At 31.8% G+C, this 26,479-nt stretch carries 26 protein-coding genes; 9 read left to right on the top strand and 17 right to left on the bottom strand.

The features are described from left to right. Positions 1 to 24: 24 nt before the first annotated feature. From ACTTAW_RS03820 to ACTTAW_RS03785, 8 genes are all read right to left on the bottom strand, one after another. On the bottom strand, positions 25 to 804 hold the full coding sequence (locus ACTTAW_RS03820; RefSeq protein WP_440651203.1) for an ATP-binding cassette domain-containing protein: 780 nt from the start codon (positions 802 to 804) through the stop codon (positions 25 to 27). Then, on the bottom strand, positions 804 to 2,399 hold the full coding sequence (locus ACTTAW_RS03815; RefSeq protein ID WP_440651202.1) for an ABC transporter permease: 1,596 nt from the start codon (positions 2,397 to 2,399) through the stop codon (positions 804 to 806). The genes ACTTAW_RS03820 and ACTTAW_RS03815 overlap by 1 nt, the downstream gene beginning before the upstream one ends. A 72-nt stretch (positions 2,400 to 2,471) precedes the next feature. Beyond that, on the bottom strand, positions 2,472 to 3,377 hold the full coding sequence (locus ACTTAW_RS03810; RefSeq protein ID WP_262589451.1) for a sugar ABC transporter substrate-binding protein: 906 nt from the start codon (positions 3,375 to 3,377) through the stop codon (positions 2,472 to 2,474). A gap of 178 nt (positions 3,378 to 3,555) precedes the next feature. Continuing rightward, the gene (locus ACTTAW_RS03805; RefSeq protein ID WP_440651201.1) at positions 3,556 to 4,458 is read right to left on the bottom strand and encodes an ROK family protein; all 903 of its coding nucleotides are present in this window, start codon (positions 4,456 to 4,458) and stop codon (positions 3,556 to 3,558) included. Between the two features lie 5 nt (positions 4,459 to 4,463). Further along, positions 4,464 to 5,213: an SDR family NAD(P)-dependent oxidoreductase gene (locus tag ACTTAW_RS03800; RefSeq protein ID WP_440651200.1), complete on the bottom strand. Its 750-nt coding sequence runs from the start codon at positions 5,211 to 5,213 to the stop codon at positions 4,464 to 4,466. A gap of 3 nt (positions 5,214 to 5,216) precedes the next feature. Further along, positions 5,217 to 6,689: a tripartite tricarboxylate transporter permease gene (locus ACTTAW_RS03795; RefSeq protein WP_440651199.1), complete on the bottom strand. Its 1,473-nt coding sequence runs from the start codon at positions 6,687 to 6,689 to the stop codon at positions 5,217 to 5,219. Next, on the bottom strand, positions 6,690 to 7,196 hold the full coding sequence (locus tag ACTTAW_RS03790; RefSeq protein ID WP_440651198.1) for a tripartite tricarboxylate transporter TctB family protein: 507 nt from the start codon (positions 7,194 to 7,196) through the stop codon (positions 6,690 to 6,692). Between the two features lie 23 nt (positions 7,197 to 7,219). Next, a complete protein-coding gene (locus ACTTAW_RS03785; RefSeq protein WP_440647715.1) occupies positions 7,220 to 8,194 on the bottom strand; it encodes a Bug family tripartite tricarboxylate transporter substrate binding protein in 975 nt (324 codons plus the stop codon). 89 nt (positions 8,195 to 8,283) lie between these two features. On the opposite strand from ACTTAW_RS03785, the gene ACTTAW_RS03780 reads away from it, so the two are divergent. After that, positions 8,284 to 9,285, top strand: a complete 1,002-nt coding sequence (locus tag ACTTAW_RS03780; RefSeq protein ID WP_440651197.1) for a 4-hydroxythreonine-4-phosphate dehydrogenase PdxA — start codon at positions 8,284 to 8,286, stop codon at positions 9,283 to 9,285. A 3-nt stretch (positions 9,286 to 9,288) separates the two neighbouring features. Here the strand turns inward: ACTTAW_RS03780 and ACTTAW_RS03775 are convergent, their stop codons facing one another. The 3 genes from ACTTAW_RS03775 to iolD are packed head-to-tail and all read right to left on the bottom strand — an operon-like array spanning position 9,289 to position 13,075. Further along, positions 9,289 to 10,050: an SDR family NAD(P)-dependent oxidoreductase gene (locus ACTTAW_RS03775; protein ID WP_440651196.1), complete on the bottom strand. Its 762-nt coding sequence runs from the start codon at positions 10,048 to 10,050 to the stop codon at positions 9,289 to 9,291. A gap of 16 nt (positions 10,051 to 10,066) precedes the next feature. Continuing rightward, the gene (locus ACTTAW_RS03770; protein WP_440651195.1) at positions 10,067 to 11,224 is read right to left on the bottom strand and encodes a Gfo/Idh/MocA family protein; all 1,158 of its coding nucleotides are present in this window, start codon (positions 11,222 to 11,224) and stop codon (positions 10,067 to 10,069) included. Positions 11,225 to 11,230: 6 nt separating this feature from the next. Continuing rightward, positions 11,231 to 13,075, bottom strand: coding sequence for a 3D-(3,5/4)-trihydroxycyclohexane-1,2-dione acylhydrolase (decyclizing) (iolD, locus tag ACTTAW_RS03765; protein WP_440651194.1), 1,845 nt, complete (start codon positions 13,073 to 13,075; stop codon positions 11,231 to 11,233). A 95-nt stretch (positions 13,076 to 13,170) separates the two neighbouring features. Between iolD and ACTTAW_RS03760 the strand changes: the two genes are divergently transcribed. Continuing rightward, the gene (locus ACTTAW_RS03760; protein ID WP_440651193.1) at positions 13,171 to 14,613 is read left to right on the top strand and encodes an NAD-dependent succinate-semialdehyde dehydrogenase; all 1,443 of its coding nucleotides are present in this window, start codon (positions 13,171 to 13,173) and stop codon (positions 14,611 to 14,613) included. Between the two features lie 2 nt (positions 14,614 to 14,615). Next, a complete protein-coding gene (locus ACTTAW_RS03755; RefSeq protein WP_440614577.1) occupies positions 14,616 to 15,410 on the top strand; it encodes an HpcH/HpaI aldolase family protein in 795 nt (264 codons plus the stop codon). Here the strand turns inward: ACTTAW_RS03755 and ACTTAW_RS03750 are convergent. From ACTTAW_RS03750 to ACTTAW_RS03740, 3 genes are read right to left on the bottom strand one after another with little or no spacing between them, the layout of a single operon-like run. Beyond that, a complete protein-coding gene (locus ACTTAW_RS03750; protein ID WP_440651192.1) occupies positions 15,407 to 16,222 on the bottom strand; it encodes a 3-methyl-2-oxobutanoate hydroxymethyltransferase in 816 nt (271 codons plus the stop codon). The two genes, ACTTAW_RS03755 and ACTTAW_RS03750, sit on opposite strands and share 4 nt — an antisense overlap. After that, positions 16,222 to 16,635 (bottom strand): MarR family transcriptional regulator, encoded by a 414-nt coding sequence (locus tag ACTTAW_RS03745; protein WP_262589473.1) that lies wholly within the window; start codon positions 16,633 to 16,635, stop codon positions 16,222 to 16,224. Before ACTTAW_RS03745 ends, ACTTAW_RS03750 begins: the two co-directional genes overlap by 1 nt. Before the next feature lie 28 nt (positions 16,636 to 16,663). Beyond that, positions 16,664 to 17,641 carry a DUF1907 domain-containing protein gene (locus tag ACTTAW_RS03740; RefSeq protein WP_440651191.1) on the bottom strand — a complete coding sequence of 326 codons (978 nt, stop codon included), beginning with the start codon at positions 17,639 to 17,641 and terminating at the stop codon, positions 16,664 to 16,666. Between the two features lie 87 nt (positions 17,642 to 17,728). On the opposite strand from ACTTAW_RS03740, the gene ACTTAW_RS03735 reads away from it, so the two are divergent. Genes ACTTAW_RS03735 through ACTTAW_RS03715 form a run of 5 tightly spaced genes read left to right on the top strand, consistent with a single transcriptional unit; the run spans position 17,729 to position 22,449 of the window. Further along, a complete protein-coding gene (locus ACTTAW_RS03735; RefSeq protein WP_440651190.1) occupies positions 17,729 to 18,673 on the top strand; it encodes a ketopantoate reductase family protein in 945 nt (314 codons plus the stop codon). Beyond that, complete coding sequence (locus ACTTAW_RS03730) at positions 18,673 to 19,542, top strand: 2OG-Fe(II) oxygenase (RefSeq protein WP_440651189.1); 870 nt, start codon at positions 18,673 to 18,675, stop codon at positions 19,540 to 19,542. Before ACTTAW_RS03735 ends, ACTTAW_RS03730 begins: the two co-directional genes overlap by 1 nt. Positions 19,543 to 19,573: 31 nt before the next feature. Further along, positions 19,574 to 20,557, top strand: a complete 984-nt coding sequence (locus ACTTAW_RS03725) for a phytanoyl-CoA dioxygenase family protein (RefSeq protein WP_440651188.1) — start codon at positions 19,574 to 19,576, stop codon at positions 20,555 to 20,557. Between the two features lie 10 nt (positions 20,558 to 20,567). After that, entirely contained in the window at positions 20,568 to 21,488 is a 921-nt protein-coding gene (locus tag ACTTAW_RS03720) for a DMT family transporter (protein ID WP_440618618.1), read from the top strand. A 37-nt stretch (positions 21,489 to 21,525) separates the two neighbouring features. Further along, positions 21,526 to 22,449 carry an NAD(P)-dependent oxidoreductase gene (locus ACTTAW_RS03715; RefSeq protein ID WP_440651187.1) on the top strand — a complete coding sequence of 308 codons (924 nt, stop codon included), beginning with the start codon at positions 21,526 to 21,528 and terminating at the stop codon, positions 22,447 to 22,449. On the opposite strand, the gene ACTTAW_RS03710 is transcribed toward ACTTAW_RS03715, so the two are convergent. Both ACTTAW_RS03710 and ACTTAW_RS03705 read right to left on the bottom strand, forming a co-directional pair. After that, positions 22,442 to 23,524 carry a Gfo/Idh/MocA family protein gene (locus tag ACTTAW_RS03710; protein WP_440651186.1) on the bottom strand — a complete coding sequence of 361 codons (1,083 nt, stop codon included), beginning with the start codon at positions 23,522 to 23,524 and terminating at the stop codon, positions 22,442 to 22,444. The two genes, ACTTAW_RS03715 and ACTTAW_RS03710, sit on opposite strands and share 8 nt — an antisense overlap. Before the next feature lie 31 nt (positions 23,525 to 23,555). After that, positions 23,556 to 24,788: a cytochrome-c peroxidase gene (locus ACTTAW_RS03705; protein ID WP_440651185.1), complete on the bottom strand. Its 1,233-nt coding sequence runs from the start codon at positions 24,786 to 24,788 to the stop codon at positions 23,556 to 23,558. A 105-nt stretch (positions 24,789 to 24,893) separates the two neighbouring features. Here ACTTAW_RS03705 and ACTTAW_RS03700 point away from each other — a divergent pair, with 105 nt between their 5' ends. After that, a complete protein-coding gene (locus ACTTAW_RS03700; RefSeq protein WP_262589483.1) occupies positions 24,894 to 25,364 on the top strand; it encodes a tetratricopeptide repeat protein in 471 nt (156 codons plus the stop codon). A gap of 40 nt (positions 25,365 to 25,404) precedes the next feature. On the opposite strand, the gene ACTTAW_RS03695 is transcribed toward ACTTAW_RS03700, so the two are convergent. Then, positions 25,405 to 26,457: a TRAP transporter substrate-binding protein gene (locus tag ACTTAW_RS03695; RefSeq protein ID WP_440635021.1), complete on the bottom strand. Its 1,053-nt coding sequence runs from the start codon at positions 26,455 to 26,457 to the stop codon at positions 25,405 to 25,407. Positions 26,458 to 26,479 lie beyond the last annotated feature (22 nt).

Here is a 26,479-nt window from a genome sequence, read left to right as displayed (position 1 = left end):
AAAATTAAAAAAAAATAAAAAAAATTATAACTCTAATTCTTTAGCTAGATCGCCAATTTTAGCACCACCTGCCATCAATCTTTTCACATCTTCATTACCTAGTTCTGAAGACAATCCTGAACCAATTACTTCTCCTAAACTTAAAAAAGTAAATCGATCAGCTATAAGACGCGCATGAATTTCATTGTGTGTAATAAGTATAATTGCAATGTTTCCTAAATTTTGAACTTTTTTAATTGTCTTTAAAACTTCCATTTGCTGCTTTTGACCTAACGCTGAAGTAGGTTCATCTAATATTAATATTTTTGCACCAAAATAAATTGCTCTTGCAATAGCCAATGTTTGTCTTTGTCCTCCTGACATTGTTCCAACTGGTTGATTAGGGTTTGCAATGTTAATTCCAATTTTAGACATCTCCTCTATTGTAATTCTATCCATCTCATCCATTTGCATTAAACCAAATCCTGCGGGACCTTTTATTAATTCACGTCCAAGAAAAAAATTTCTAGTCACTGATGTTAAAGCGTTGAGTGCTAAATCTTGATAGACTGTTCCAATTCCTGCATCAGATGCTTGACGTGGTGAAGTAAAGTTAACATTTTCTCCATCTACTTTTATTTGTCCACTTGTCATAGGATGAACACCAGATAACACTTTGATCAAAGTTGATTTTCCAGCACCATTATCACCTAACAATGCGTGAACTTCACCTGGATAAACATCTAAGGAAACGCCATTTAAAGCAGTAAATGCTCCAAATTTTTTTACTAAATTTTTTATTTCAATTAATGGTTTTTTATCCATTAGATATTTCCCATAATTCGTTTTCTTATATTCTCGTTAGTAAAGGCAGCAGTAACAAGCACTGCTCCAAGGAACACTCTATAGAATGATCCATCAATTCCAGGAATATAAAAGAAAGCTTCTTTTGCAATTCCAAAAATAATTGTACCTAGAATTATTCCACCTATAGTTCCAAAACCTCCAGTTAAAACAACACCACCAATAACCGCTGCAGCAATTGCTTCTAATTCTTTTAAATTACCTTTCGCTGTATCAGCAGTGTTAACTTCAAATACTTGACAAGCCGCAAACATAGTTGCGCAAAAAGCAGTAAACATAAATAATGAAATCTTAACTTTATTTGTTGGCACACCATTAGCTTTTGCAGCATTAAGATTTCCACCAGTTGAATAAATCCAGTTACCTGCCTGAGTTTTACTTAAAATTAAATAACAAATAAATGCAATCAATCCCCAAATCATCAAACATGAATACATCCCTTTAGCAAAAATGTTTCCAAAGTTATTTACGTTCCAATCTACCGTATAATATAGCCAGTTAAATACTGGTTCCATAATATCGCCACCAAAGAAATTAGCTACAGGTCTTGCAGTAACTATTGTGTCGATATAAGCTTTTGCTATATCGATATCAGTAACAGCTTTTGCTGCAACTTCAGGAACATTAACACCAGCTTCAATTTTCTTTGTCAAAATTTCAACCATTGAGTCATTGCCAGATTTTTTTGCTCCAGCTAATGATTTTTCTAAAGTTGCAATCATCTTTTCAGCATTCATAGCAGTTTTGTAAGCTGCAACTTTTTCGTTAATATATGTTAATCTTTCAGTTAATTTTGCAATCGTGCTAGCTGGCACAGTGTTAAGAATTTCTAATAATTGGTCATTTGGTAAAGATTTAGCAGCATCTCTTTCCATTTCTCCATGACCTGGTACGTTTATAATGTTTTTGATATCTGGTAAATCTGTAACAGTTGTTGATCCAGCAGTTTGATCAGGAGCTTTGTTAAATGCTCTGTATGATACTTCGGTTAAACCTCTTAAAAAGAAAAGTCCACCTAGTGTAACGATGAATGAAGATATTCCACTCTTAACAATTATCCATCCTTGTATCCATCCAAAAGATAATGTCATACATAATGTAATTAATATTGCTAATAATGGAGATACATCTTGAATTTTAAATAATGTAAATCCTTCAAAATGAAAACCACCTTCAAAAGATATGTAAGGAATAACAACAGCAAAACCCCATTTTAGTATCATTGCCATGCAACCACCAGCAAAACCAATCATTGATCCAACGGAAAGATCAAATTCACCTGCAATGATTAACATTCCAGCAGCAAGTGCAACGATCCCTAATTGTGCAATTACCCTAAAATTATTTCTAATTCCTAAAGCGTTAAATCCTTCACCAGAAAAAGGATTAAGAGAAAATTGTCCTTCTGGAATAGAAAAGTATCCCAACATACAAAAAAGTAAAACCATAACTCCAAAAGGTCCAACTTCTGGTCGAGACATAAATGCAGAGTACCATTTTTTTTCACCTTGTCGGTCAGACTCTTGTCTTGGCTTTTTTGATGTTGATGTGTTCATTTATAAAAGACTTATTAATTTTGTTAAAAAAAAAGGGCCGATTGAATAATCGACCCTTTAAATTATTACAGACTATCTATCAATACCTGCTAAAGCAGCAACTGAAGAAGCGTTAGACTTGTCAACGAAGCCAGGTCCTGATGGGATGTTAGCTCCTGGTAAAAGTCCAGCACTGTTGTTGTACAAGTGTAATACGATAATTGGCATATAACCTTGTAGTCTTTGTTGTTGATCGATAGTGAAAGCAACTCTTCCAGATCCGATTAAATCCATAACTGCAGGACTTAAGTCGAAACAAGAGTGGTGTACTGTCATACCTAGATCAGCTAAAGCTTTATCAACAGCTTCACACACGTGTGGTCCTACTGAAAGGATCGCATCGATATCACTGTTAGCTTGTAAAGCAGCAGTTGCTCTAGTTTGAATAGTTGCAGGGTCAGATGTAGTATCAGTCATTTGCATAGGAACAGCAGAACCGTAACCTTCACATCTGTCTACAAGAGCTGTGTTGTATGCTTCTTGAATCATACAAAGTGCTTTAGAAGCACCTTCAGCTTTTGCTCTTTCACCAGCTTTTTGTCCAGCAAGTAATTCAGGCTGACCAACGTGCATTAAAGCACCTAGGCTAGCAGAAGACTCTAAACCAGAGTTCATTGTAATTACTGGAACACCAGCAGCAACAGCAGCTTTAATAGCTGGGCCTAATGCATCTGGATCTGGTAAAGAAATTACCATACCATCTGGTTGAGTAGCTGCAGCAGCTTGAATTGAGCTTGCCATATCAGCCATATCAGCAGAAGGGTTGTAGATATATTCGAAGTCAGCACCGATTGCTCTAGCTGCATCTTCACCACCTTTTTGAACTACTGGCCAAAAAGGATCTTTTCCTTCACCATGAGTAATCATGACATATCTTTCAGCGAACGCAGAAGTTGCAAATAATGCAAGAGCTGCAATCGAAAGTATAAGTTTTTTCATTATTTCTCCCTTTTTTTTATGTTTTTAAATTAATTTAAAAAACGAAATATACCTAGTTTGAGCAAAGTTCATAACAAAAAATATGGATACAACCTTCAATTGAAATTTTTTTTTTAAATTTTTTTCGCTTCTTTGCTTGTCTTTAAAATTTAGAATTTTTCTAATTTAATTTTTAAAACTAATATGTCGCGCTTCTTCCTAATCTTGCAGCACCTCTAACGCCACTAGCATCACCATATCTTGGTTTTAAAAAAACTCCTTCGTATTCTCTGCCAATTACAAATTTTCGCACCAGTGAATCTATTTCATGTAAGAAATCAATTTCATTTGAAACTCCTCCTCCAAATATAAAAGCATCGGGATCTAAAATATTTATTATACTTGAAAGTGACATTGCTAAATTGACTTTAAAATCGTCTATAAATTTTTCAGCATCTAAATCATGTTGTCTATTTAATTCAAAAATTTCATTTGTTTTTAAATTTTTTCCATAAAGTTTTTTAAATCTTTTAGCCAAACCTAAGCCAGATAAAAAACTCTCAATCTCTGCTTCTCTTGGATTACTCGAGTCGAAATTTTCTTTCTTAGCAGCAAAATAAGGAATTTGATTATGACCCCACTCTCCTGCAACACCATTAGGACCACTTACAATTTTTTTATCAATTACCAAACCACCTCCAACACCAGATCCTAAAATAATTCCATAAACAATTTTGTAATGTTTTCCTGCTCCATCTATAGACTCTGACAAAGCAAAACAATTTGCATCATTTTCACAAAATACTTCTTTACCTAGTGCTTTACGTAAATCATTTTGAAAAGGTTTTTTCTCTAACCAACTGATGTTAGGAACGTTTTTAACTAACCCTGTTTGTGGAGAGTGAACTCCCGGATGACAAACACCGATTGGAAGTTCTTGACTAAACTCTTCTTCTAATTTTTTATGAATATCTCTTATTGCAGTGATAATTTGAGTATAATTCTTTGGGCATGATATTCTTGATCTGTGTTTTTCTTGACCATCTTCTTCAAGTACAACACTTTCTATCTTTGTTGCACCAACGTCTATACCTACTTGCATAATTATTAATAAGTTGCTCTACCACCACTTAGATCGAACACTGCAGCTGTTGAGAAAGAGTTTTCTTCACTTGATAACCAAGCAACTAAAGAAGCTAATTCCTCTACCTTAGCAAATTTATTTCTTGGTATTTTTGAAAGCATATAATTTATATGCTCCTCAGTCATTTGGTCAAAAATTCTAGTTTTTGCTGCAGCTGGAGTAACACAATTTACTGCAATATTTTTTTGTGCAAGTTCTTTACCTAAAGATTTAGTTAATCCTATAACTCCTGCTTTTGAAGTGCTGTAAGCACTTGCATTTGGATTTCCTTCCTTACCTGCAATAGATGCAATATTTACAATCCTTCCATAATCATTCTTAACCATAAATGGAACAACTGCTTTACAACAATAAAAGACTGCATTTAAATTTAAATTAATTACTTTGTTCCACTCTTCTATTGGGTATTCTGCAACAGTAGTGTTCATGCCTGCTACACCTGCATTATTAATAAAGATATCGATCTTACCATGAGATTTTTCAACTTCAGATAATTTTGAATTAATTGTTTCATAGTTGCTCACATCAACTATTTGATAAGTTAAATTTTCTGAATTTACTTTTTCTAATGCTTTTTTGGCTTCTCCTTCATCGATATCCCAAATTACTACTTTGGCACCAGACTCTATAAATCTTTCAGTGATAGCTAATCCAAATCCTTGAGCTCCACCAGTTACAATTGCCACTCTGTTATTTAAATCAAATTTAATCATAGTTTATTTTTTAATTTTTCTAGATCTTATTAATGGAAAAGCTAGAGCAATTAAAGATAAAATAAAGAATGTTAAAGCTATAGGTCTTGTAAAAAACATTAACCAATTTCCATCAAATATAACCAGAGATTGTCTCAAAGTACCTTCAACTAACTCACCTAAAATTAATCCAATAATAACAGGTACAACTGAGAAACCATATCTTCTCATAAAGAAACCAAGCACACCAAAAAATAACATTATCCAAACATCAATTATAGATTGATTTAATGAATAGGTTCCACAAACTGAAACTGCAAAGATCATTGGCCATAATATTTTATTAGGTACCAATGTTATTCTTGCAAAAATTTTTGCACCAAAAAAACCAAATATAAAGAACAAAACATTAGCAATAAGCATTGCTCCAAATATTCCATATAAAAAATCAGGTTGTTCTTTAAATAAATCTGGACCAGGTCTAACACCATGTATAATTAATCCAGTTAAGATAACAGCTGTTGTTGCACTTCCAGGAATTCCAAGTGCAAGTGTTGGAACCATCGCACCACCTGTCGCTGCATTATTTGCAGCTTCTGCACCAGCTATACCTTCAATAGATCCTTTACCAAATTCTTCTGGTTTTTTTGAAAATCTTTTTGCTTCTGAATATCCAATTAAAGAAGCAACTGTTCCACCCTCTGCAGGCAACACTCCAATAAATGAACCAATACCACTAGATCTTAAAATTGTTTTCCAAGTTTTTTTGTAATCATCTTTACTTGGAAGTTTAATTGCTTTTAAAGCTATTCTGTTAAATACCTGATTAATTAAAGTTGATTGAGTTAACATCTCACTCATTGCAAACAAACCAACAACAACCGGTATAAAACCAATCCCTTCGGTTAATTCATTAATTCCAAATGTAAATCGATCAATTGATGTCATAAAATCTTTACCAACTGTTGAAATCAAAATTCCAAATGCACCTGCAATCAGGTTTTTAATTGGACTACCTTCTCCAATTGATGCAAGCATCGTTAAACCAAAGATCGCTAATGCAAAATATTCTGGCTGACCAAATTCATAAGCAAGCTGAGCTAATATAGGTGCAAAAAAGACAAGTATTACAACACTAAAAATACCACCAACTGTACTTGAAACAGTAGCCATTCCTAGAGCTCTTCCTGCCTCTCCTTTTTGTGCCAAAGGATAACCATCTAAACAAGTTGCTGCAGCAGCTGGTGTTCCTGGTGTATTAATTAGAACTGCAGTTATCGCACCACCATAAGTACCTGCACAATAAATAGAAGTTAACAATACAATTGCTGACAATGGATCAAGTGTCATTGTAAAAGGTAAAATTAATGCACCGCCGGTTGTTGGACCTAAACCAGGTAACACTCCTAAAATTAATCCAAACAAAGTTCCAAAAAATAAAACTAATAATAGCTTTGAGCTAAACAAAGGAGCCATCATTAATAATAAATTATCCATCTAGCTATAATAAATGTTAGTTATAATCCCAGGTGGAAATCTTAGACCTAAAATTGTTTCAAAGAAAATAAAGACAATCACAGGAAATATAATTCCAACAAGTAATAAATAAAATATTCTTTTCTCTCCCCAACAATAAGAAACAAAAATAGATAAAACTGAAATTGCTAAAAAGAAATCTAAAGTTTTTGAAATTACTAAAAAAATCACAAAACTTGAAAGTGTTAAAAAGAATGACTTTGGTAATTTTTTTTGAACCTTCCAAGGATTTTTAGTTGCTAAATAATAGATTAATAAAGTCATAACTATTATTAAAACCAAAAGTGCTTTTGGAAATGTTGCAGGCTGTATTCCTCTATTCAAAATAGGAGGAACAATATCAAAAGTAAAAGTTGTAATTAATAACGCTACAGATATAAAAATAATTACAAAAGAGACTTTAAATTCGTCTCTAAAAAAAAAGGGCAAACTTTTGTTTGCCCTTTTTTGTTTTTGTACATTTTTCATATGCAAATGTACTTTTAATTAGATTAGTTAATGTAACCTAAAGCTTTTAGCTGAGCAGTCATTTCAGCAAGCATTTCTTCCATTTGCTTACCCCACTCATCTGCACCAACTACACTAGTGTCATCAAGACCAATTTCTGTTAAGAAATTTTTGTAATAGTTGTGGCTCATAGCTTTCATCATTCCAGCTTCTAACTGTTTTACTCTGTCTGCTGGAGCACCTTTTTTAGTTACGAAACCTCTAACAGTGGATAAAGAAACAGGAATTCCTAATTCTTTAGCTGTTGGAGAGTCACCAATTTTAGCCATTCTATTATTTGCTAAAACAACTGATACACAAAGTTTACCTTCGTTGATTTCAGTTAATGCTTCACCTAAGTTTAAAACACCTACATCGATATCACCTTTGATTAGGTTAGTTTTAATTGGCGCTACACCTTTGTAAGCAACAATAGTTGGATCTGTTAATCCACCTTTTTTAGTAAATGCAATTGCACTAACATCATCAATACCACCAGTGTGTGTTGTTCCATATTTTAGTGATTTTGATTTTTGCGCGCTAATGAATTTTTTAGCATCTTTAATTTCATTGTTACAGTTAACAACAAATAATTGAGGATCGTCTGTACCTCTTGCTAAAGGCTGCATATCGCTTAATTTTACTTTAGTTTTTCCTAAAGCCATTGATACTGCGTGACCAGTAGTCCAAGTTAAAGTGTGGTTACCATCTGCAGGTAAAGACATCATGTAATCCATAGATGCTGCTCCACCACCACCTTTTTTGTTAACTAACTGCATATCTTGTTTAAGAACTCTTCTCGCTCTTAATAACATCATTCTAGTAGTAACGTCAGTTCCACCACCAAAACCAGCGTGAGTAATTGCTTGTATTGGATGTCCATCAGCTTTTGCTGAAGTGATCATTAATGGAAGAGCTACAACAAAAAATTCAGTTACTAAAAAAGCAGCTGCTAAAAATAGTTTAAAGCTTTTTTTCATTATTTCCCTCTTTAGTTTATTTAGTTTTTATATATATAACTTATATATAAATATATAATCATATTCTGATACAAAACGTAAAGTAAAAAATGACTCAAACAAAAGCTAACATAGCTCTACTACTTGGTGATCCTGCAGGAATAGGACCTGAACTTATTTCAAAATTATTAAGTGAAGAAATAACTAATAAAGCAAATATTGTTGTTATTGGCGAAAAACAAATTCTCGAGAGTGGAAATAATGTAACTGGCAATTCTCACCAACTTGAAGTCGTAGAAAGCTTTGATCAAATTGATTTTAATAAATCGAACAGATATTTACTAGACATTTCAAAAGGAAAAAACCATAAATATAAAATAGCTGAACCTTCAAAAGAATCGGGTGAAAGTGTTTTAGAGGCTTTAGATTTAGCACTAAATCTTGCTAAAGAAAAAAAAATTGATGCAATCAATTTTGCTCCAATGAATAAAACAAGTTTGAAACTTGGAGGAAATACCCATTCAGATGAATTACAATTAATGGCTGAAAAATTAGATGTAAAAAGTTTTTGTTGTGAGTTTAATGTTATAGATAATTTTTGGACTGCAAGAGTAACCTCTCACATTCCAATTAAAGAAGTTGCACAGCACATCACAAAAGAAAATATCTTAAAGCCTATTAAATTAATTAATGAAGTTATGGAATTGAATGGCGTAAAAAATCCTAGAATAGCAGTTCAGGCACTTAACCCACATGCTGAATTTGGTACCGAAGAAAAAGATGAAATTATTCCAGCAATAGAAGAAGCAAAAAAACTTGGATTTAATACAGATGGTCCGTTACCATGTGATACATCTTTTGTGGTTGCTTATAAAAATAAAAACCATGATTGTATGGTTGGAATGTATCATGATGCACTTCAGTCTGGACTTAAAGCATTTGGTTTTGATAGAGGGGTTACAGTTCAAGGTGGGTTAACAGTTCCTGTAACAACTACTGCACATGGATCAGCTTTTGCAATTGCTGGAAAAAATGAAGCTAATTTAGCTCCAATTTTAAATTCATTTAAAATTGCATTATCAATGGCTGAAAATAAAAAGAAGTTAAGCTAAGCCTCATATTAAACCAGCATCTACCGTAAAATTTTGTTTAGTGCATCCAGATGAAACATCTGATGCCAAATATAAAACCATCCTTGAAACATCCTCAGGTAATACTTGTTTTTTAAGACACTGTTTATCCAGAATTTCTTTTTTAAATTTTGGATTTAACCATAATTTTGACTGTCTTTTAGTTGCAACTGAACCAGGTGCAATAGAGTTTATTCTAATATTATGTTGTCCTAAATCTCTAGCTAAAGATTTTGTTAAACCAAAAATTGCAGCTTTTGCTGTGCTATATGCTGGAAACATCACGGCTCCTCTAATCCAACTAACAGAACCTAAATTTATAATTGATCCACCTTTGTTTTTAATCATGCTTTTTTTAACTGCTTGAATAGCAAACAAATAGTGTTTCAAATTTATTGCCATTCTGTCATCCCAGTATTTTTCGGTAACTTCTTCAAGTGTATGCCTTTGATCATTGGATGCATTATTTACCAAAATATCAATTGGACCTTTTTTTTTAATAATGCTCTGGATTAGAGTTTTGTATTTTTTTATATTTTTAATATTACAAAATTGAAAAGTAGGTATTCTTTGTTTTTTCTTTTTAATTTTCGAAATTAATTTTTGAGCTTCTTTTTTATCTATATCAAAAAAATAAACCTCAACACCTTGTTCACAAAGATGTTCAACTATTGATGCTCCAATACCAGATGCTCCACCTGAAACTAAAGCACGTTTATCTTTTAAGTCAAAATATTGGACTTTCATATTTTGATTATAAAGATTATTTCAATATTTTCTTTATATCTTTTGTTTGAAATAAACTTGGTTTTTTGCATGTAGTTTTAATTACTTGTGGCTTATTTGTCTTACATGCTTTCATTGTTGATTGAATGATATCTAAAACATGAAGAGATAGTTCTCCATTACATTTATTTATTTTTTTATTTTCAATTGAATAAGCCATTTCTGCTAATCCTGCTCCCCGGTAATTTGCATTTGTAGGAGATTCATTCGCTCTAGAACTTTGTGATCTTATGTTGATTTTACCAAGATGCATTTTGTTTGTTTTATATTCTTTCCAAGGATCCCCTAATTTATTACAAACATAAACAGATCCACCAAACATATTTGGGTCTGGTACAATCATGGAACCTTTACTTCCATATAATTCAATGTGATTTCTTTGATGCGCAATAACATCAAATGATAAAGTTAATCTTATAATTGTGCCATTCTCAAACTGAATTGTTGATAAATATGTTGTTGGGCATTCAACTTTAAAGGTTTTATTTTTTTTAGGTCCAATTCCAATTGTTCGTCTCTTTACTCCTTCCATTATACTTCCAGTGACTTTTTTAGCTGGTCCCAATAAATTCACTAAAGCTGTTAGATAGTAAGGGCCCATATCTATAACTGGACCACCTTCTTTTTTAGCAAACCAAGGTTCTGGATTTGGATGATAGGATTGAACACCTGGAAATGCAAAAATTGCATTTCCTAATGAAATTTTACCTAATATATTTTTTTCTACTAACTCTTTTGATTTTTGAATTCCACCACCTAAAAAAGTATCAGGTGCATTTCCTATATAAAGTTTTTTTCTCTTTGCAATTTTAACAAGGTCTAAACCATCTTTAAAGTTAATGGCCATAGGTTTTTCAGAATAAACATGTTTACCATTCAACAATGATTGCTTAGCAACTTGATAATGAGCTTTTGGAATAGTTAGATTTAATATGATTTCTACTTCTTGATCTTTTAATAAATCTTTTACCGATAATGCTTTAATTTTGTATGTCTTTGCACATTTAAGTGCATTAGCATGATTAATATCAGCACATTTAACTATCTTTATATTATTAAAATATTTTTCAGCTCTAAAATAAGTTTCTGAAATATGACCACAACCTATAAGGCCTACTTTAAATACTTTGTTCATAAAGGATTAAATACCTTGTCTTTGCTTGCTTCTTCCTTCTTTGTAAAGTTTTAAAGCTTCTTCATTTTCTTTAGTAGTTGGAATTTCTAAAGTTGGACTATCCCAAAAAGATGATCCTTCTACCCATTTGTAAGCATGAGTTTTAATTGAAATAACATAAGTTACATCGGATGCTTTAGCTCTTTTAAATGCAGCTTCAAGATCTGAAATTGAAGTAACGTGTTCAGATTTAGCCCCCATACTTTCTGCATGTTTTGCAAAATCTACATCAACTAAGCCAGGTGTGTTTGAGCTCTTTAATAAGTTATTATACTCTTTTCCACCTTTGAATAATTGAAGTCGGTTTATAACTGCAAAACCTCCATTATCACAAACAACGATGATCAATTTATTTTTTGTAATTACTGAAGAATAAATATCAGTATTATTTAATAAATAAGAACCATCGCCAACAAATGAGATCACTTCTTTATCTGGATTAGCCATCTTAATTCCTAATGCTCCAGATATTTCATAACTCATACAACTAAAACCCCATTCTGTTTCATGAGTGTTTAGTTCTCTTGGTCTCCATACTTGAATTACTTCACCTACCAAACCTCCTGCAGCTGTAACTGCGATATCTGTTGGATCAGAATTTCTGTAAATAGCACCAATTACCTGAACATAACTTGGAACTTCCTGATTAGTTGGAGCACTCTCTTTATCTATATGTTCGTTCCATGACTTAAGTTCAGTTTGAGATTTTTTATTCCAATCTTCTCCTGCTTTCCAACCACCTAAAGCTTGAGAAAGTTCAGTTAAAGAAACTTTTGCATCTCCAACAACAGCTTGTGCTAAATGTTTATTAGCATCATGTCTTGATACATTTATTGAAACTAATTTGAAATTTTCGTTTTCAAAGTTTGCCCATGATCCTGTTGTAAAATCAGCAAGCTTTGTACCTATTGCAATCGCAAGATCAGTTTGTTTTGCTAATGAGTTTGTATTTTTTCCACCAAGTCCTCCAATTTGACCTGCAAAATGAGAGTGATCTCTTTTCATTGTTGAGTAACCCATTACAGTTTGTGTAACTGGAATATTGTGCTTGATTGCAAACTGACTTAATTCTTCCATTGCATCTGAATAAAAAACTCCACCTCCAGATATTATGATTGGATTTTTTGAAGATTTAATTTTCTCAGCTGCCTCTTTAATTTGAAATTCATCTGGTCTTGGTCTTCTAATTGTATGAATTTTTTCTTGGAAAAATTCTTCTGGATAATCAAAAGTTTGACCTTGGATATCTTGACTTAACGCAATACAAGCAGGACCACAATCAGCAGGGTCTAACATTGTTTGAACTGCCATTGGAAATGATTGAATTATTTGTTCAGGTCTAGTTATACGATCAAAATATCTTGTAACTGGTTTGAAAGCATCGTTTGCAGTTACACTTGGATTATTAAAATGTTCAACTTGTTGCAATACCGGATCTGGCATTCTATTTGCATAAGTATCACCTGGTAAAAATAAAATTGGCAATCTGTTACTCATTGCAACAGCTGCTGCAGTAACCATGTTGGTTGCTCCTGGACCAACAGATGAAGTAGCAACAAAAATTTGTTGTCTTCTCTTAGCTCTAGCATAACCTATTCCAGTTAAAGCCATATTCTGTTCATGATGACCTCTATAAGTTGGTAATTCTTTTTGATTTTCTTCAAGTGCTTGCCCCAAACAAGCTACATTTCCATGTCCAAAAATTCCAAAGACACCAGGAAAGAGTGGTTCTTTTTTGCCATTAATTAATATTTTTTGAGCTATTAAATATTTAACGATTGCATGTGCACAAGTAAGAGTGATTTTTTTCATAAATAAGTTTATTTTTTTTTATGTATAGTGTTTATATATTTATATTTATAAAATAAAAAACCTAACTTAGTAAACCTTAAAAAAAATAAAAAATTATGTATAGCAAATTTGGACAATTCATTGATGGAAAATGGCAAGAAGCAGAAAAAAAAGAAACCTATGATGTAATCAATCCTGCAACAGAGGAAGTGATTGGAAAAGCATCAAAAGCATCTTCAGTGGATGTACAAAAAGCATTAAAGTCAGCTGAGAAAGGTCTTAAAGTTTGGAGTAACATTACACCATGGCAAAGGTCATATGTAATTAGAAAAATTGCAGATCTAATGAGAGAGAAAAAAGATGTTCTTGCTAAATGGTTAACACTTGAAGTTGGTAAACCTCTTGCTGAAGGAGTTGGAGAAGTTGGTGGAGGAGCTGATATATTTGAGTGGAATGCTGAAGAAACAAAAAGAATTTACGGTCAAACAGTTCAGAGTAGATTTCCTGATACAAGAGTTCATGTTTATTATCAGCCAGTAGGAGTTGTGGCTGCTTTAATACCATGGAACTTTCCAATCATTTTAGCTGCTAGAAAAATTTCAACAGCACTAGCTGCAGGTTGCTCTGTAATTTGTAAACCAGATGTAATTACACCAGGTGCAGTTATGGAATTAGTTAATATTTGCAAAGAGGCTGGTGTACCTGATGGTGTGGTTAATTTATTATCTGGTGATCCTGCAGAAATCTCTAATGAATTATTAGAGTCTGATATTATTAAAAAAGTATCAATTACCGGTTCAACAAGAGTTGGTAAATTAATATTAAAGAAAGCAGCAGATAAAGTTCAAAGAGTAACAATGGAACTTAGTGGTCATTCACCTTTTATTGTATGTGATGATGTTGATATGAATAAAGTTGCAGATATTGCGATTACTGCAAAATTCAGAAACAATGGACAAGTTTGTATCTCTCCAAATAGATTTTATATCCAAGAAAATAAAAAGGATGAATTTCTTGGAGCGTTTATGGATAGAGCAAAGAAGTTAAAAATTGGAAACGGTATGGATGAAGGAACTATTTTAGGTCCTTTAACAACTGCAAAAAGATTAGAGGAAATTGAAAAACTAGTTGAGACAACAAAAAATGAAGGCGCTGATATTTTAATGGGAGGAAAAAGACCTTCAGGTTTTAACAAAGGTTATTTTTATGAACCAACTGTTTTTGATAACGTAAAAGATGATTTTACAATTATGAGAGAAGAACCATTTGGTCCTTTAGTGCCTGTTCTTACTTTTAAAACATTTGATGAAGTCATTGAAAGAGCAAACAATAACGACCTTGGTTTATGTAGTTATTTGTACACAAATAATATGGATCAAGCGAATAGAGGCTCTGAAATGTTAGAGTCTGGTTGTGTTGCTGTTAATACTGGGGCAGTTGCTGTAGCAGAAGCTCCTTTTGGTGGTATCAAACAAACTGGTTATGGACGTGAAGGTGGATCAATGGCGATCAAAGATTATCTAAACGTTAAATACACGCACATGGCATTAAAGGTATAAAAATGAGAAAAAATAAAATTAAACAAATGATGAAAGACGGTAAACCCGTCATTAATGGTTGGTGCGCAATTCCAAGTACTGCATCTGCAGAAGCAATGGCACATCAAGGTTGGGATTCATTAACTATAGATATGCAGCATGGATTAGTTGATTACAGTAATGCTCTTCCAATGCTTCAAACCATTTCGACAACAGATGTCACTCCACTTGCTAGAGTTAATTGGAATGAACCAGGCCAAATAATGAAAATTTTAGATGCTGGTTGTTATGGAATTGTTTGTCCAATGGTAAGTAATAGAAAAGAAGCTGAAAATTTTGTTCAAGCTTGTATGTACCCACCTGATGGTTATAGAAGTTTTGGTCCTGTTAGAGGATTAATTTATGGTGGTGCAGATTATGCAGATCATGCTAATGAAGAAATTCTTAAATTAGCAATGATAGAAACTAAAGAATCTTTGGAAAATTTAGATGAGATAATGTCTACACCAGGTGTTGATGGTATTTATATTGGGCCTGCAGACTTAAGTTTAGCAATTGGAGAAAAGCCTGGCTTTGATCGAGCTGAAACTACAAAAGCTTATTCTGAAATTTTGAGAATTCTAGAACATGCAAAGAAAAATAATATTTTTGCAGGAATTCACAATGGTACAACAGACTACGCAATGAAGATGATTGAAAAAGGTTTTGATTTTGTAACGATAGCATCTGATTTAAGAGCTTTAAGTGCTGGTGCTAAAGCAACTGTTGATAAGATGAAAGGTTCTTTGTCTAAAAAAGACGACGACGCTACTTATTAATCAAGTTGATTTAAAAATTCTTCAAATTGATTTTTATCTAAATTAGAGGATTGTTTCTTACTTGGAAACTTTCCAGCCATAGAATCTTTTTTAAATGCTTTAAGAGCTTTAACTCTTTCAACCTTAATTTCATTTCTAAGTTTTAATAAATTTCCATAAGCTTTAGAATGTCTTGGAGGATTTTCGGTATCACCACAAATATCTTCCATAAATAAATACATCACATCAGCATTTCTTCCAGATCCTAATGAGACAGTAACAATATCTGTTCGTTTAGAAATTTCTCCCATCACATTTTCAGGAATTACTTCGCACTCAGCAGAAAAAGCTCCTGCATCTTCTAATCTTTTAAATTTTTGAAATAACTCATAAGCTTCTTTTGCTGTTTTACCAACAGCTCGAAGTCCACCTATCCAAGTTGATTTTCTTGGAACTAATCCTAAGTGACCCATAACAGGTACATCTTCCTTTGCTAACATTTCTACTATATCCATACTTCGTGGTGTCATCACGGCATCTGCACCATTTTCTAAAGCTTTAAACGCTCCACGTATAATGTCATCTGCTGTAACATATTCATTCAAAACTAAAGCTGCGGTTAAAAAAAGATTTTTTGACCCTTCCCTAACTGGAATAACATTCTTAGCATTAGCAATAATCATGTCAAAACCAGCTTTTTCTGCAGCTGATGCTTCATCAACAGTATTTGCGGTAACTTGAGTAAATTTTCTTTTACCTTTGGCTGCTTTTAAATCACCTACTGTGGTTGATCTTTTGGCTGGTTTTGCAGCCCATGTATATACATTCTTCATTAAATACCTTTATAAAGAACGTCTCTTCGATCAATAAATTCCTCAAAAGTCTTAATGGTAACAACTGATGGTAAAATAAAAATTGATCTTTTGTCCTTTTCGTTTCTAATAATTCTAAAATAACCTTTTTTGATTGCTGTATCGATATAAACGTTAGAAGTTAAATAAGATTTCTCTATAACTCTTAATAGTTCATTTTTTGTAATAGATTTATTTTTATAATAAGCAAGCATCACCATATGCAACATAATCCAGTGTTGAGGTGTCAGAGAAAACCAATTTAATAAATCATTTGCTAACCTTCCCTCAAAATCTCCAAGTGAAATTTCAGCTAATGTAATTCTTTTTTGAGTTGATTTTGAAATTTTTTTCTGTTCTTCAAAATTTTTTGGATACTTAAACTGTCTTTTCATTTAAATAAACTTAAACTTATTAAGTTTTCTATTCAATACTATTTTTGCTTAGTAGCTCTTTATAAATGTTATTTACTCTATGCACTTCTGAAGCTGTATTAAAATATCCCTCATATTCGATTTCATCTGGTGTTACATCAAAATGATAATGACCAGCATCTTTATCATGTTCATAAGAATGAAAATGCGTATGTTCACCAGACTCTCTTAAATTCAATTCTCCTCCTGTAGGATCTCCAGTCCATAGAACTGAATAACACTGCAATTTTGGACCAACAGGTTCATAAAATTGAAGAAAATCTTTTACACACTTCATTTGTTTTGGATCATAGTATTCATGTTTAATATCTTTATAATCTGGTTGAACATGCGATCTTACTTTTCCTTCTAAAATTCTAAACACACCTGCGATAGCAACTTGTTCATTTTCTTTAAGATTTAAATTATTTGATAATGAAGACCTCATTGCTTGCGGAAGTGAACCTTGATTACCTGATCTTCCTTTGATTTTTATTTTAATTACTTTTCCTTTTTTACCATCGGTATAATAAATATTTCCAAGTCCACCGTGTTTTCGTGCACTATATTTTTCAACAATACATTTTTTATCAGGACTTACTCTTGCAATTATAGATCTAGACTCGTCAGTAATTAAATTTTCATTAATTACTAATTCTCCGCAGTGACCATCTAAACACGACATTGCACCAGATCCTGCACCTAAAGCATAAGATTTTTCTGATCCAATCATTTTAGAAATTTCTTGGTAATCAAATTCAGCACCAATAAAATTAGGATCATGCATGTATGGCTCACCACCAACATCTATGATTTTTTGGTTACCGCTAATTCCTTCAGATGGACAATCCCATTCACGAAGATTAGGACAATCTACAACTTCTACTTCAACATTTTTAAAATTTTCTGAAAGTCCTTTTTTTAATGCACTCGCTATATCTTCAAGTGAATGATTTGTGAAAGTTCCTTTTTCTATTTTTAATTGCATGATGTTAATAAGCTATAATTTATTTTGCATATTGTCTATAGATAATATATATAATTTCTATACATAAATAATTTAAAAAAGGTAACGATGATAAATAAAGATTTGAAAGTAGCCGTATTAGGTGCAGGTGCTATGGGCTGCCTGTTTGGAGGATTGCTAGCTGAAAAAGGTTTAAATGTAACTTTAATTGACGTTTGGAAAGAGCACGTAGATGCAATTAATAAAGATGGATTAAAAATGGATGGTCACGGTGGTGATCGTATAATTAAAGTTAATGCTACTTCAGATCCGTCATCGCTAGATAAAATGGATGCCGTGATTGTTATGTGTAAAGCAACTGCATTAGAACCAGCACTAAATAGCATTAAAAATATTATTGGTGAAAAAACAGTTTTCATGTCTTTTCAAAATGGAATTGGTCATGAAGCAATAATTCAAAGTATCGTTGGAAATGAAAAGGTAATCGGTGGAACAACAACACAAGCTTCAAATATTTTAGGACCAGGTCATATAATGAACCATGGTGCATTACCTTCATGGATTGGTGAATATGAAGGAGGAGTAACTGAAAGAATTACAGAAATAGCTGACACTTTTACGGCACACAATTTAGAAATGATTGCAGCTGAAGATGTAAAAAAAAGAAAATGGATGAAACTTTTTGCCCTAACAGCAATTGGTCCTCTTTCAGCTATATTTGATCTACATCACACCGATCTATACGTAAATAATAAGGCTAATGATGTTTCAAGAGGACTTGGTAAAGAAATCATTTTAGAGACAAGAGAAGTAGCGCTTGCTGATGGAGTTAATGTTTCTGAAGATGAGTGTCTATTTATGTTCAATAAAATTGTAGATTCGATGCAAACTAACAAATCTTCAATGGCTTTTGATGTTCAATACAAAAGAAAAACAGAAATTGATTTTATAAGTGGTGCTGTTTCTAAAATTGGAAAAAAACATGGAGTAAAAACACCTTTAAATGACCTAATGTATAAAATGATTAAGGTGAAAGAAGGTATGTATAGTTAATGCTTAAAATTAATCGATTAAAAAAAATTAAAAGTAATTTTCCTGTACTAGTTGGAGACAAAGTTCTTGAGAAAAATACTTGCAATTTATTAATTGATGAAATTAGTAAATCTAAAGCTTTTGACGACATGATTATGGGTGGTCGAAGTAGAATTAATAAAGGCTCAAAAAATTTTAATAACTATATTAAATCTTCAAATAATTCTGCAAAACTCTTCAAACTTTTTAATAGCAAAGCATTTTATAAAAAAATTGAAACTCTTTTTTCTAAAAATTTTAAAGATGGATCTTGGACAAACACACATAAACCAAAAATATTTAATCAAAAAAAATTTACTATTAAAAAGAAATTAAATTCAAGTGAGTTAAAAAAAATGTTAGGAAACAATTACACTAACCCAAAAGTTAATTTAGATATTGATTTTTCGGTTTCTAAAGGAGGATACAGATTGCGTCCTCATAGAGATGATATTACGAGACTTTATAATTTCTTAATTTATCTAACGGATATTCCAAAAAAAAATGGAGGATCACTTACAATTTATAGAAAAAAATCAAAGAAAAATTTAAGAAAAAGTTTCAGACGATTTCCAAAAATGAGTGAATTAGAAATAGTAAAAGCATTTACTCCAAAGAAAGGAACTGTGGTATTTTTTCAATCTACACCAAATTCTTATCACGGAGTTAAGCGTTTTTTAGAAAAAAACTGTCCAAAAAGATTTTTTATTTATGGAAGTTATGCACTCAATAAACCTGTTATTTGGAATTTTAAAGGAACAGCTTACTATCCACATATCATCAGTACTAAGAAAAAAATGTTAACTTCTTTTCATGATGCAAATTATTTAACAACTGCTCCTAAGAATTGATATTGTTAATAAATTCTACTAGGTTCTATTAATGACAAATAATCTACAAAAGAAATTATTTGAACAAGGATATTTGAGAGTAAAAAATGTTCTTAACTATCAAAGAGATTTAAAGCCAATCCTTAATGACATGGAATTTGTAATGGATTGCTTAATCCAAAAATTTGCAAAAAAAAAGGATGTAAAAAAAATTCTTAATTTAGATTTTAAAAAAAAATATTCATATATATCAAAATTAAAAATTGATGATTTAGATCAATATTTTAATACTAGATTGCCAAGAGATCACGTTAAGAAAGATAGTGATTATTTTGCTACTCAATCTTTATGGAATTTGATTACTAATAAAAATATTTTAGATGTTGTCGAAAAAATTTTAGGCAAAGAAATCATGTCTAATCCAGTACAAAACACTAGAATTAAACAACCAGAAAAAAAATTACCAAAAGGTTCTGTATTTGATGGTTTAAGTGGAAGAACACCTTGGCATCAGGATGCTGCTGTTCTTAATACTAAAGGACAAAAACTAACTGACATGGTTACTGTATGGATACCTTTTACAAAAACCACAAAAAAAAATGGGTGCATGATTACGGTTAAGAAAATTAATAAAATGGGATTATTAAATCATATCGCTGGTTATAGGGGCCAAGTAGAAATTAAAGACAGCAAATTACTAGATAAAATGGAACATATTCACTTAGAGGCAGATGTTGGGGATGTAATTCTTTTACACAAACATTCAATTCATTGTTCTCTGCCTAACAGATCAAATGATTTTAGAATAAGTGCAGACCTTAGATATAACGTAGCCGGCCAACCTTCTGGAAGAGATCCACTTCCAAATTTCTACGTAAGAAGTAAAAACAAAAAAAATCTCAAAATTCAGAATTTTAAACAATGGTTAGCTCTTTGGGAAAAAGCAAAAGAAAAATGCATTCCACGTAAATATGCCTTTAAATATCCTTTACCAACGTTTAAGAATAGTAAAAGAGATCTTTCAAAATTATTATAAAAATTAATAAATGAATTCAGTAACAACCCGTGTCTACTCGGTAGACTTTTTTTTAGCAATTCTTGGCTATTCTTTATTTGTTATTATGGATTCTATAGCAAAAGAATTGACAAATTATTATCATGTAACACAAATCATATTTATTAATTCTTTATCTGCATTACTGCCAATTTTACTTTACACACAAGTTAGAAATTCCTGGAAAAAAATTAAAACTAAAAACTTTTTTGTACATTTAGTTAGAGCAATAACTTTAATAATTTCAATGGGATTATTTTTTCTTTGTATAAATAAACTTCCACTTACAACTATGTATAGCATAATCTTCTTTACACCCTTTGTATTAACAATTGGTTCTGTAATTTTTCTAAAAGAAAAAGTAAGTTGGAGAAGATATACGGCAATATTAGTAGGTTTTATTGGAACAATAATTGCAATCGATCCTTTTGGAAAAGAAATAAACAATTATGTGTTATTAGCATTGTTAATACCAATTTTTGGGTCTGTGGGTCATTTGTTGGTTAAAAAATATGGTCAATCAGAGAGTGTGTATTCATTTTTAATAATTGGAAAGTTAATTTTAATTGTTATTTCAGGTGTGATTACATTTGAGCTTTATATACCAATGACTAAAACAGATTTTTTCTTAAATTTTAACGCAGGTTTATTAAGAGGAATGGGAATGATTTTTATTATAAATTCTGCTCGACATCTTCCTGCTTCAATATTTGCGAACACACAATATGTTCAATTATTAATCGGTGCATTGATCGGTTTTTATATTTTTAATGAAATCCCTACTTGGAATATTTATTTAGGAAATGTTTTTATAATTGGTGCTGGAATTTATATCGTTTTAAGAGAGATAAAACTTTCTAGAAATATTGTTTCAAATTCAATAAGGCCAACAACTATTTCAATTAAAAAGTAAGTTATTCAATTTAAGTTAAAAATATATATAAGTAAGTATGGCTAAAATATTAATAACAGAGTTTATTAATCAAGACAGTTTGAACGATCTAAACAGGAGTTTTGAAATCAAATTTGATGAAAAGCTTTGGAAAAAAAAAGATGAGCTTAAAGAAATTATTAAAGATTATGATGGTTTAATTGTCAGAAATAAAACTCAAGCAAATAAAGATATTTTATCTAACGCTAATAATTTAAAATTTATAGGAAGATTAGGTGTTGGTTTAGACAACATTGATACTGAATTTTGTAAAACCAAAAATATTCATGTCCAACCTGCAACCGGCATGAATGCAGGCTCTGTAGCTGAGTATGTGATTTCATCCTCGATGTCTTTGATAAAAAAAATTCCTATGTTTCATCATGGAACGATCAAAGGTGATTGGCCTAGAACAGCTATTAAATCTGCTGAAATAAATGGAAAGTGTATTGGAATAGTGGGTTTTGGTACCATTGGCAGAAAAGTTGCTGACTATAGTATGAAAAATGGACTGAATGTTTTAGCTTATGATCCTTATATTAAAAAATTAGAAGATAATGAAAAAAATTATAAATTATCTTCATTAGAAGAAGTATTTAAAAATGCAGATATTATTTCTTTACATTTACCATTAACAGAAGAGACTAAAAATTTAATCAACAAGTCTTCATTCTCTAAAATGCAAAAACAGCCAATTATAATCAATACTTCTAGAGGTAGTGTTGTAAATGAGAATGATCTTATAGATGCTTATGATCAAAATCTAATTTCAGGATTTGCATTAGATGTGTTTGAAAATGAACCTATTAAAAAAGATTTATACGAAAAAATAACATCTGAAATGAATTGTATTTTAACTCCTCATATTTCAGGTGTTACTACAGAGTCAAATATTAGAGTTAGCAATTTTATAGTTAAAAAGGCAATTGATTTTTTTAAGTAATTATTTCGTTTAACTTAACTACTCTTCCAAGTTTAATTGATGTCTCAGCAGCTTCTCCAACAGCAACTGCAATTAATCCATCATTCAAAGATACCTCTGGCTTTAATTTATTTTTTACTGCATTTATAAATGCTAAATGCTCATAATAAGTTGAACCATGATGATGTCCTGCTTCAAGTATTTTTGGATCCACACTAACGCTTTCTTGTTTAATTTTTCCATCTCTCATACCAATTCTTACATCAGAAGTAGTTTTTCCAGACTCGTTTGAAGGAACTGAAGTTTCAATTTTACCGATGTTTCCCGTTGCGGTTAACTCTTCTTGCATTTCAGAATTTTCAGCAAACATACAAAGCTCAAGCATACTTCTAGAACCATTCTCAAAATTAACAATTACGTAAGCATTATCAATAATATCTGGTTTTTTCCCATCATATTCCTCATCTAAATGATTTACATCTTGTCCCCCACTCGCATAAACACTTACGGGCTCACTCTTAACAATAAAACGCATCAAATCAAAAAAATGACAACACTTTTCAACTAAAGTTCCTCCGGTATTTTTTTCAAATCTGTTCCAGTCATTTACTTTTTTTAGGAAAGGAAATCTGTGCTCTCTTATTGTTAATGTTTTTAGATCACCAATTGTTTTGTTGTGAATTTCTTTAATAAATTTTGAAACAGGAGGCATGTACCTATATTCCATTGCAGTCCAAAATACTGATGGATAATCTTTAGTAAGTTTTTCTATTTCTAAACAATCTTTTGTCGTAGTACACAAAGGTTTTTCAACCAATATGTGTTTCTTAGTTTGAATTACATCTTTTAAAATTTGAATATGAGTAAAATTAGGAGATGAGATTATATATACATCGACTAAATTTTCTTTAATCAAATCTTGGTGATTTTTAAAGCAAACAACTTCTGATTTAAGTAATTCTTGGCACTGTTTCAAAGACTCTTCGTGAGGATCTGAAAGAGCAACTACTTCAGCTTCGTCTATCAAAGATAAATTTAAAATATGTTCTCGAGCCATCGTGCCAGCTCCAATTATTCCATATTTAATTTTTTCCATATTTATTATCTATCAGTTTAATTAAATAAATTTAATCAATTGTTAATCCACTTGGTACTTTTTCTGGTTTACCGAGTGGTCTTTGATTTCCACTTTTTCCAGTTAGAGATTGTAAAAAAGAGACTAATTGATCAATTTCTTTTTCACTTAAATCTATTGGCTTGATATCTATACTTGAAATAATTCTATCCTGTTCTCTTTTGTCAGAAAAAGTCACAAAATCTATTTGTTCTAACCATGGAGCCTTTGGTAAATTTGCATATTGAGGTTTCCAATTTTTATTCATAGTTACTGGATTTAAATGATGTTTAATTATGCTCTTAAGTGTTGGATAAGCACCATTATGACCATAAGGTGCCGTTAAAGAAACATTTCTTAGAGCGGGTGTTTTAAATTTATACATGTCATCCACATCATCTGTTTCAACCATTCTTCCAACATCACGTGCATAAGGATCAAATGGTCTGGTTCTGCCTGGTCCAAATTGTGGAATACCTATTGAGTGAAATTTTTGATCAGACAATAAAGACCCTGAATGACATGAGCTACAATTAGCTTTGCCATAAAATAAATTCATACCTGCAATCTGATTTGAATTTAAAGCTGATTTATTTCCGTTTAAATATTCATCAAATGGAGAGTCAAAAGATGTCCATTCATGAATTTCAAAAGCTGCAATTGAGTTTACTATATGTGTAATATTTATGTCTAAAGCATTATCCACATCATCAAAAGCATGTTTAAACATCTCAACATATTCAGGAACTCCTCTTATTCTATGAGCGATTACTGGCCAGACTCTATCAATTCTCATGCTGTCTTTACCAACTTTTGAAACCAATCCTATAATTTCATTTTCACCTGGATTGCCAGCCATTTCGAATTGTCTTGTCATTGGAAATAAAGCTTGTACCGCTACTATATTATCAAGACCTTTTGGAAGCAGTTCTTGTGCTGGGGTATTAAAACCATTTCCAAATATATCAGATTTAGTCACTCTTCCATCGTGAAGTAATGTGGTAATATCTTTAAATCCTAAATTCCATAATGCTAGAGCGTTTCTTGGAATACGTTTTTTAATTTTATCATCCCCTGATCCAGCTGTTCTTTCTAATCCAATACCATGTCCTCCTTCACCAATTCCTAATGAGAGTCCATCAGACCCTCCTAGGTCATGGCTATGACAAGTTGCACAAGCAATATTACGATTAGCAGATAAAATTTTATCATGAAATAAAAGTCTTCCTATTTTTACTTTTTCCATATCAACTTTATGAAAATCATTACTTGTTAAAGGTTTTGGTAATTCAATTGAATATGTTTTGTTTGCTGAAATTAAAAATGGAATTATAAATATTAATATTTTTATATGTTGAGATACTTTTTTATAATTTTTTTTATTCCATCTATAGTTTTTGCAGAAATTGAAAATGCTAGAGACTTGATGGAAGCTGGAAAATTTCAAGAAGCTATGGAAGAGCTGATGCCAGCCGCTCGATCTGGAAACGCTGATGCTGAAGAGCTTATTGGAATAATGTATGCAATGGGTCTTGGAGTTGAGCAAGACGATGTTAGAGCTTTTGAATGGTATCTTAGATCTTCGATGAAAGGTCATCCCGGTGCTCAATCGGGTGTTGGATGGTATTATGAAATCGGTAGAGGACTTCCTGCTCCTGATCTTGTTAGAGCTTACATGTGGTATGGTTTGTCTGCTATTGGAGGCGATCCTGATGCTGCGATTTCTCAAGAAGAAGTAGTTAAAAAAATGACTCCTGAACAAATTGAAAAAGCGCATATACTTATTAAAGATTACAAAGCTTGGATTTATCCGTTTAGGTAATGAGGCGAATAATAAAATCCGCCCCATCATTAAATTAAGATTATAAGTCTTTGTCGTATGCACTTGATGCTTTTTTCTCAGCATCAGCAACTGCACTTGTTAAAGCGTCAAAGATTTGTCCTCCACCTTTAACGTTTGACTTAAACCAATCATAAACTGGACTAGCAGCTTTTTTAAAGCTAGCTTTTTGTGCTGGAGTTGGAACATATAAATCTCCACCGCCTGCTACAAAGTCTTCATATGCTTTGATTGATTTTCTTTTTGGAGATGCAAATGTTGCTTGTTGCAATGCATAAAATCCATCCGTAATAACTTTTTTAAGTTCTTTTGGCATAGATTGATATTTTGCATTGTTCATCCACCAAAGTGCTCCCATGTATGCATGACCGTCTAAAGTAACATATTTTAGACCTGCATCTGGAAACTTCATGTTCATGATGTCAGTTATTCCATTTTTAGAACCTTCAACTACACCTGTTTGAAAAGATGTAAATAATTCTGGCCATGGAATAGGAGTTGGAGATGCACCTAAAGCTCTTACAAGCTCTTGAGGTAAGTCAGCTACAACAGTTCTGATTTTTAGACCTTTCATGTCTGATGGTTCTGCAACTCTTCTTTTAGTGTTAGCAAAATTTCTCCATCCACCAGTGTTACCGATAGTCATTAATCTTATTGTATCGCCTGAATCTTTAAGAGCCATTTGTCTCATAGTTCTCACAAAATCACCTTGCATAACATCTTCAGCAATTCTGTCGTCTGCCATTAGATATGGTAAATCTAAAACTTGAACATACGGGAATACACCAGCTGCTCCTCCAGAAGTAGAAATGTAAACGTCGATGCTTCCATCAGAAACACCTTGTAAACATTCTGCTCCTTTAGAACATAACTGAGTACCTACAAAAAGTTCTACAGATATTTTTCCATTTGATGCTGCTTCTACGTAGTTTTTAAATACTACTGCACCATCATAGTCTTCATCTTGATCATTGGAGTTCATTGTCATTCTTAAATTGTAATCAGCTGCTGAAACAGAAGCTGTAAAACTAATTAAGAATAATAGTGAAAAGAATGATTTAATTAATTTACTCATAATTATTTCCCTCTCTTTAAAT

Origin of the sequence: Candidatus Pelagibacter sp. HIMB1495, from assembly GCF_052047955.1 — a bacterium.
Lineage (GTDB): Bacteria > Pseudomonadota > Alphaproteobacteria > Pelagibacterales > Pelagibacteraceae > Pelagibacter.
The sequence above is the reverse complement of the archived record's forward strand: the minus strand, read 5'-3'. Positions and strand labels throughout refer to the sequence as shown.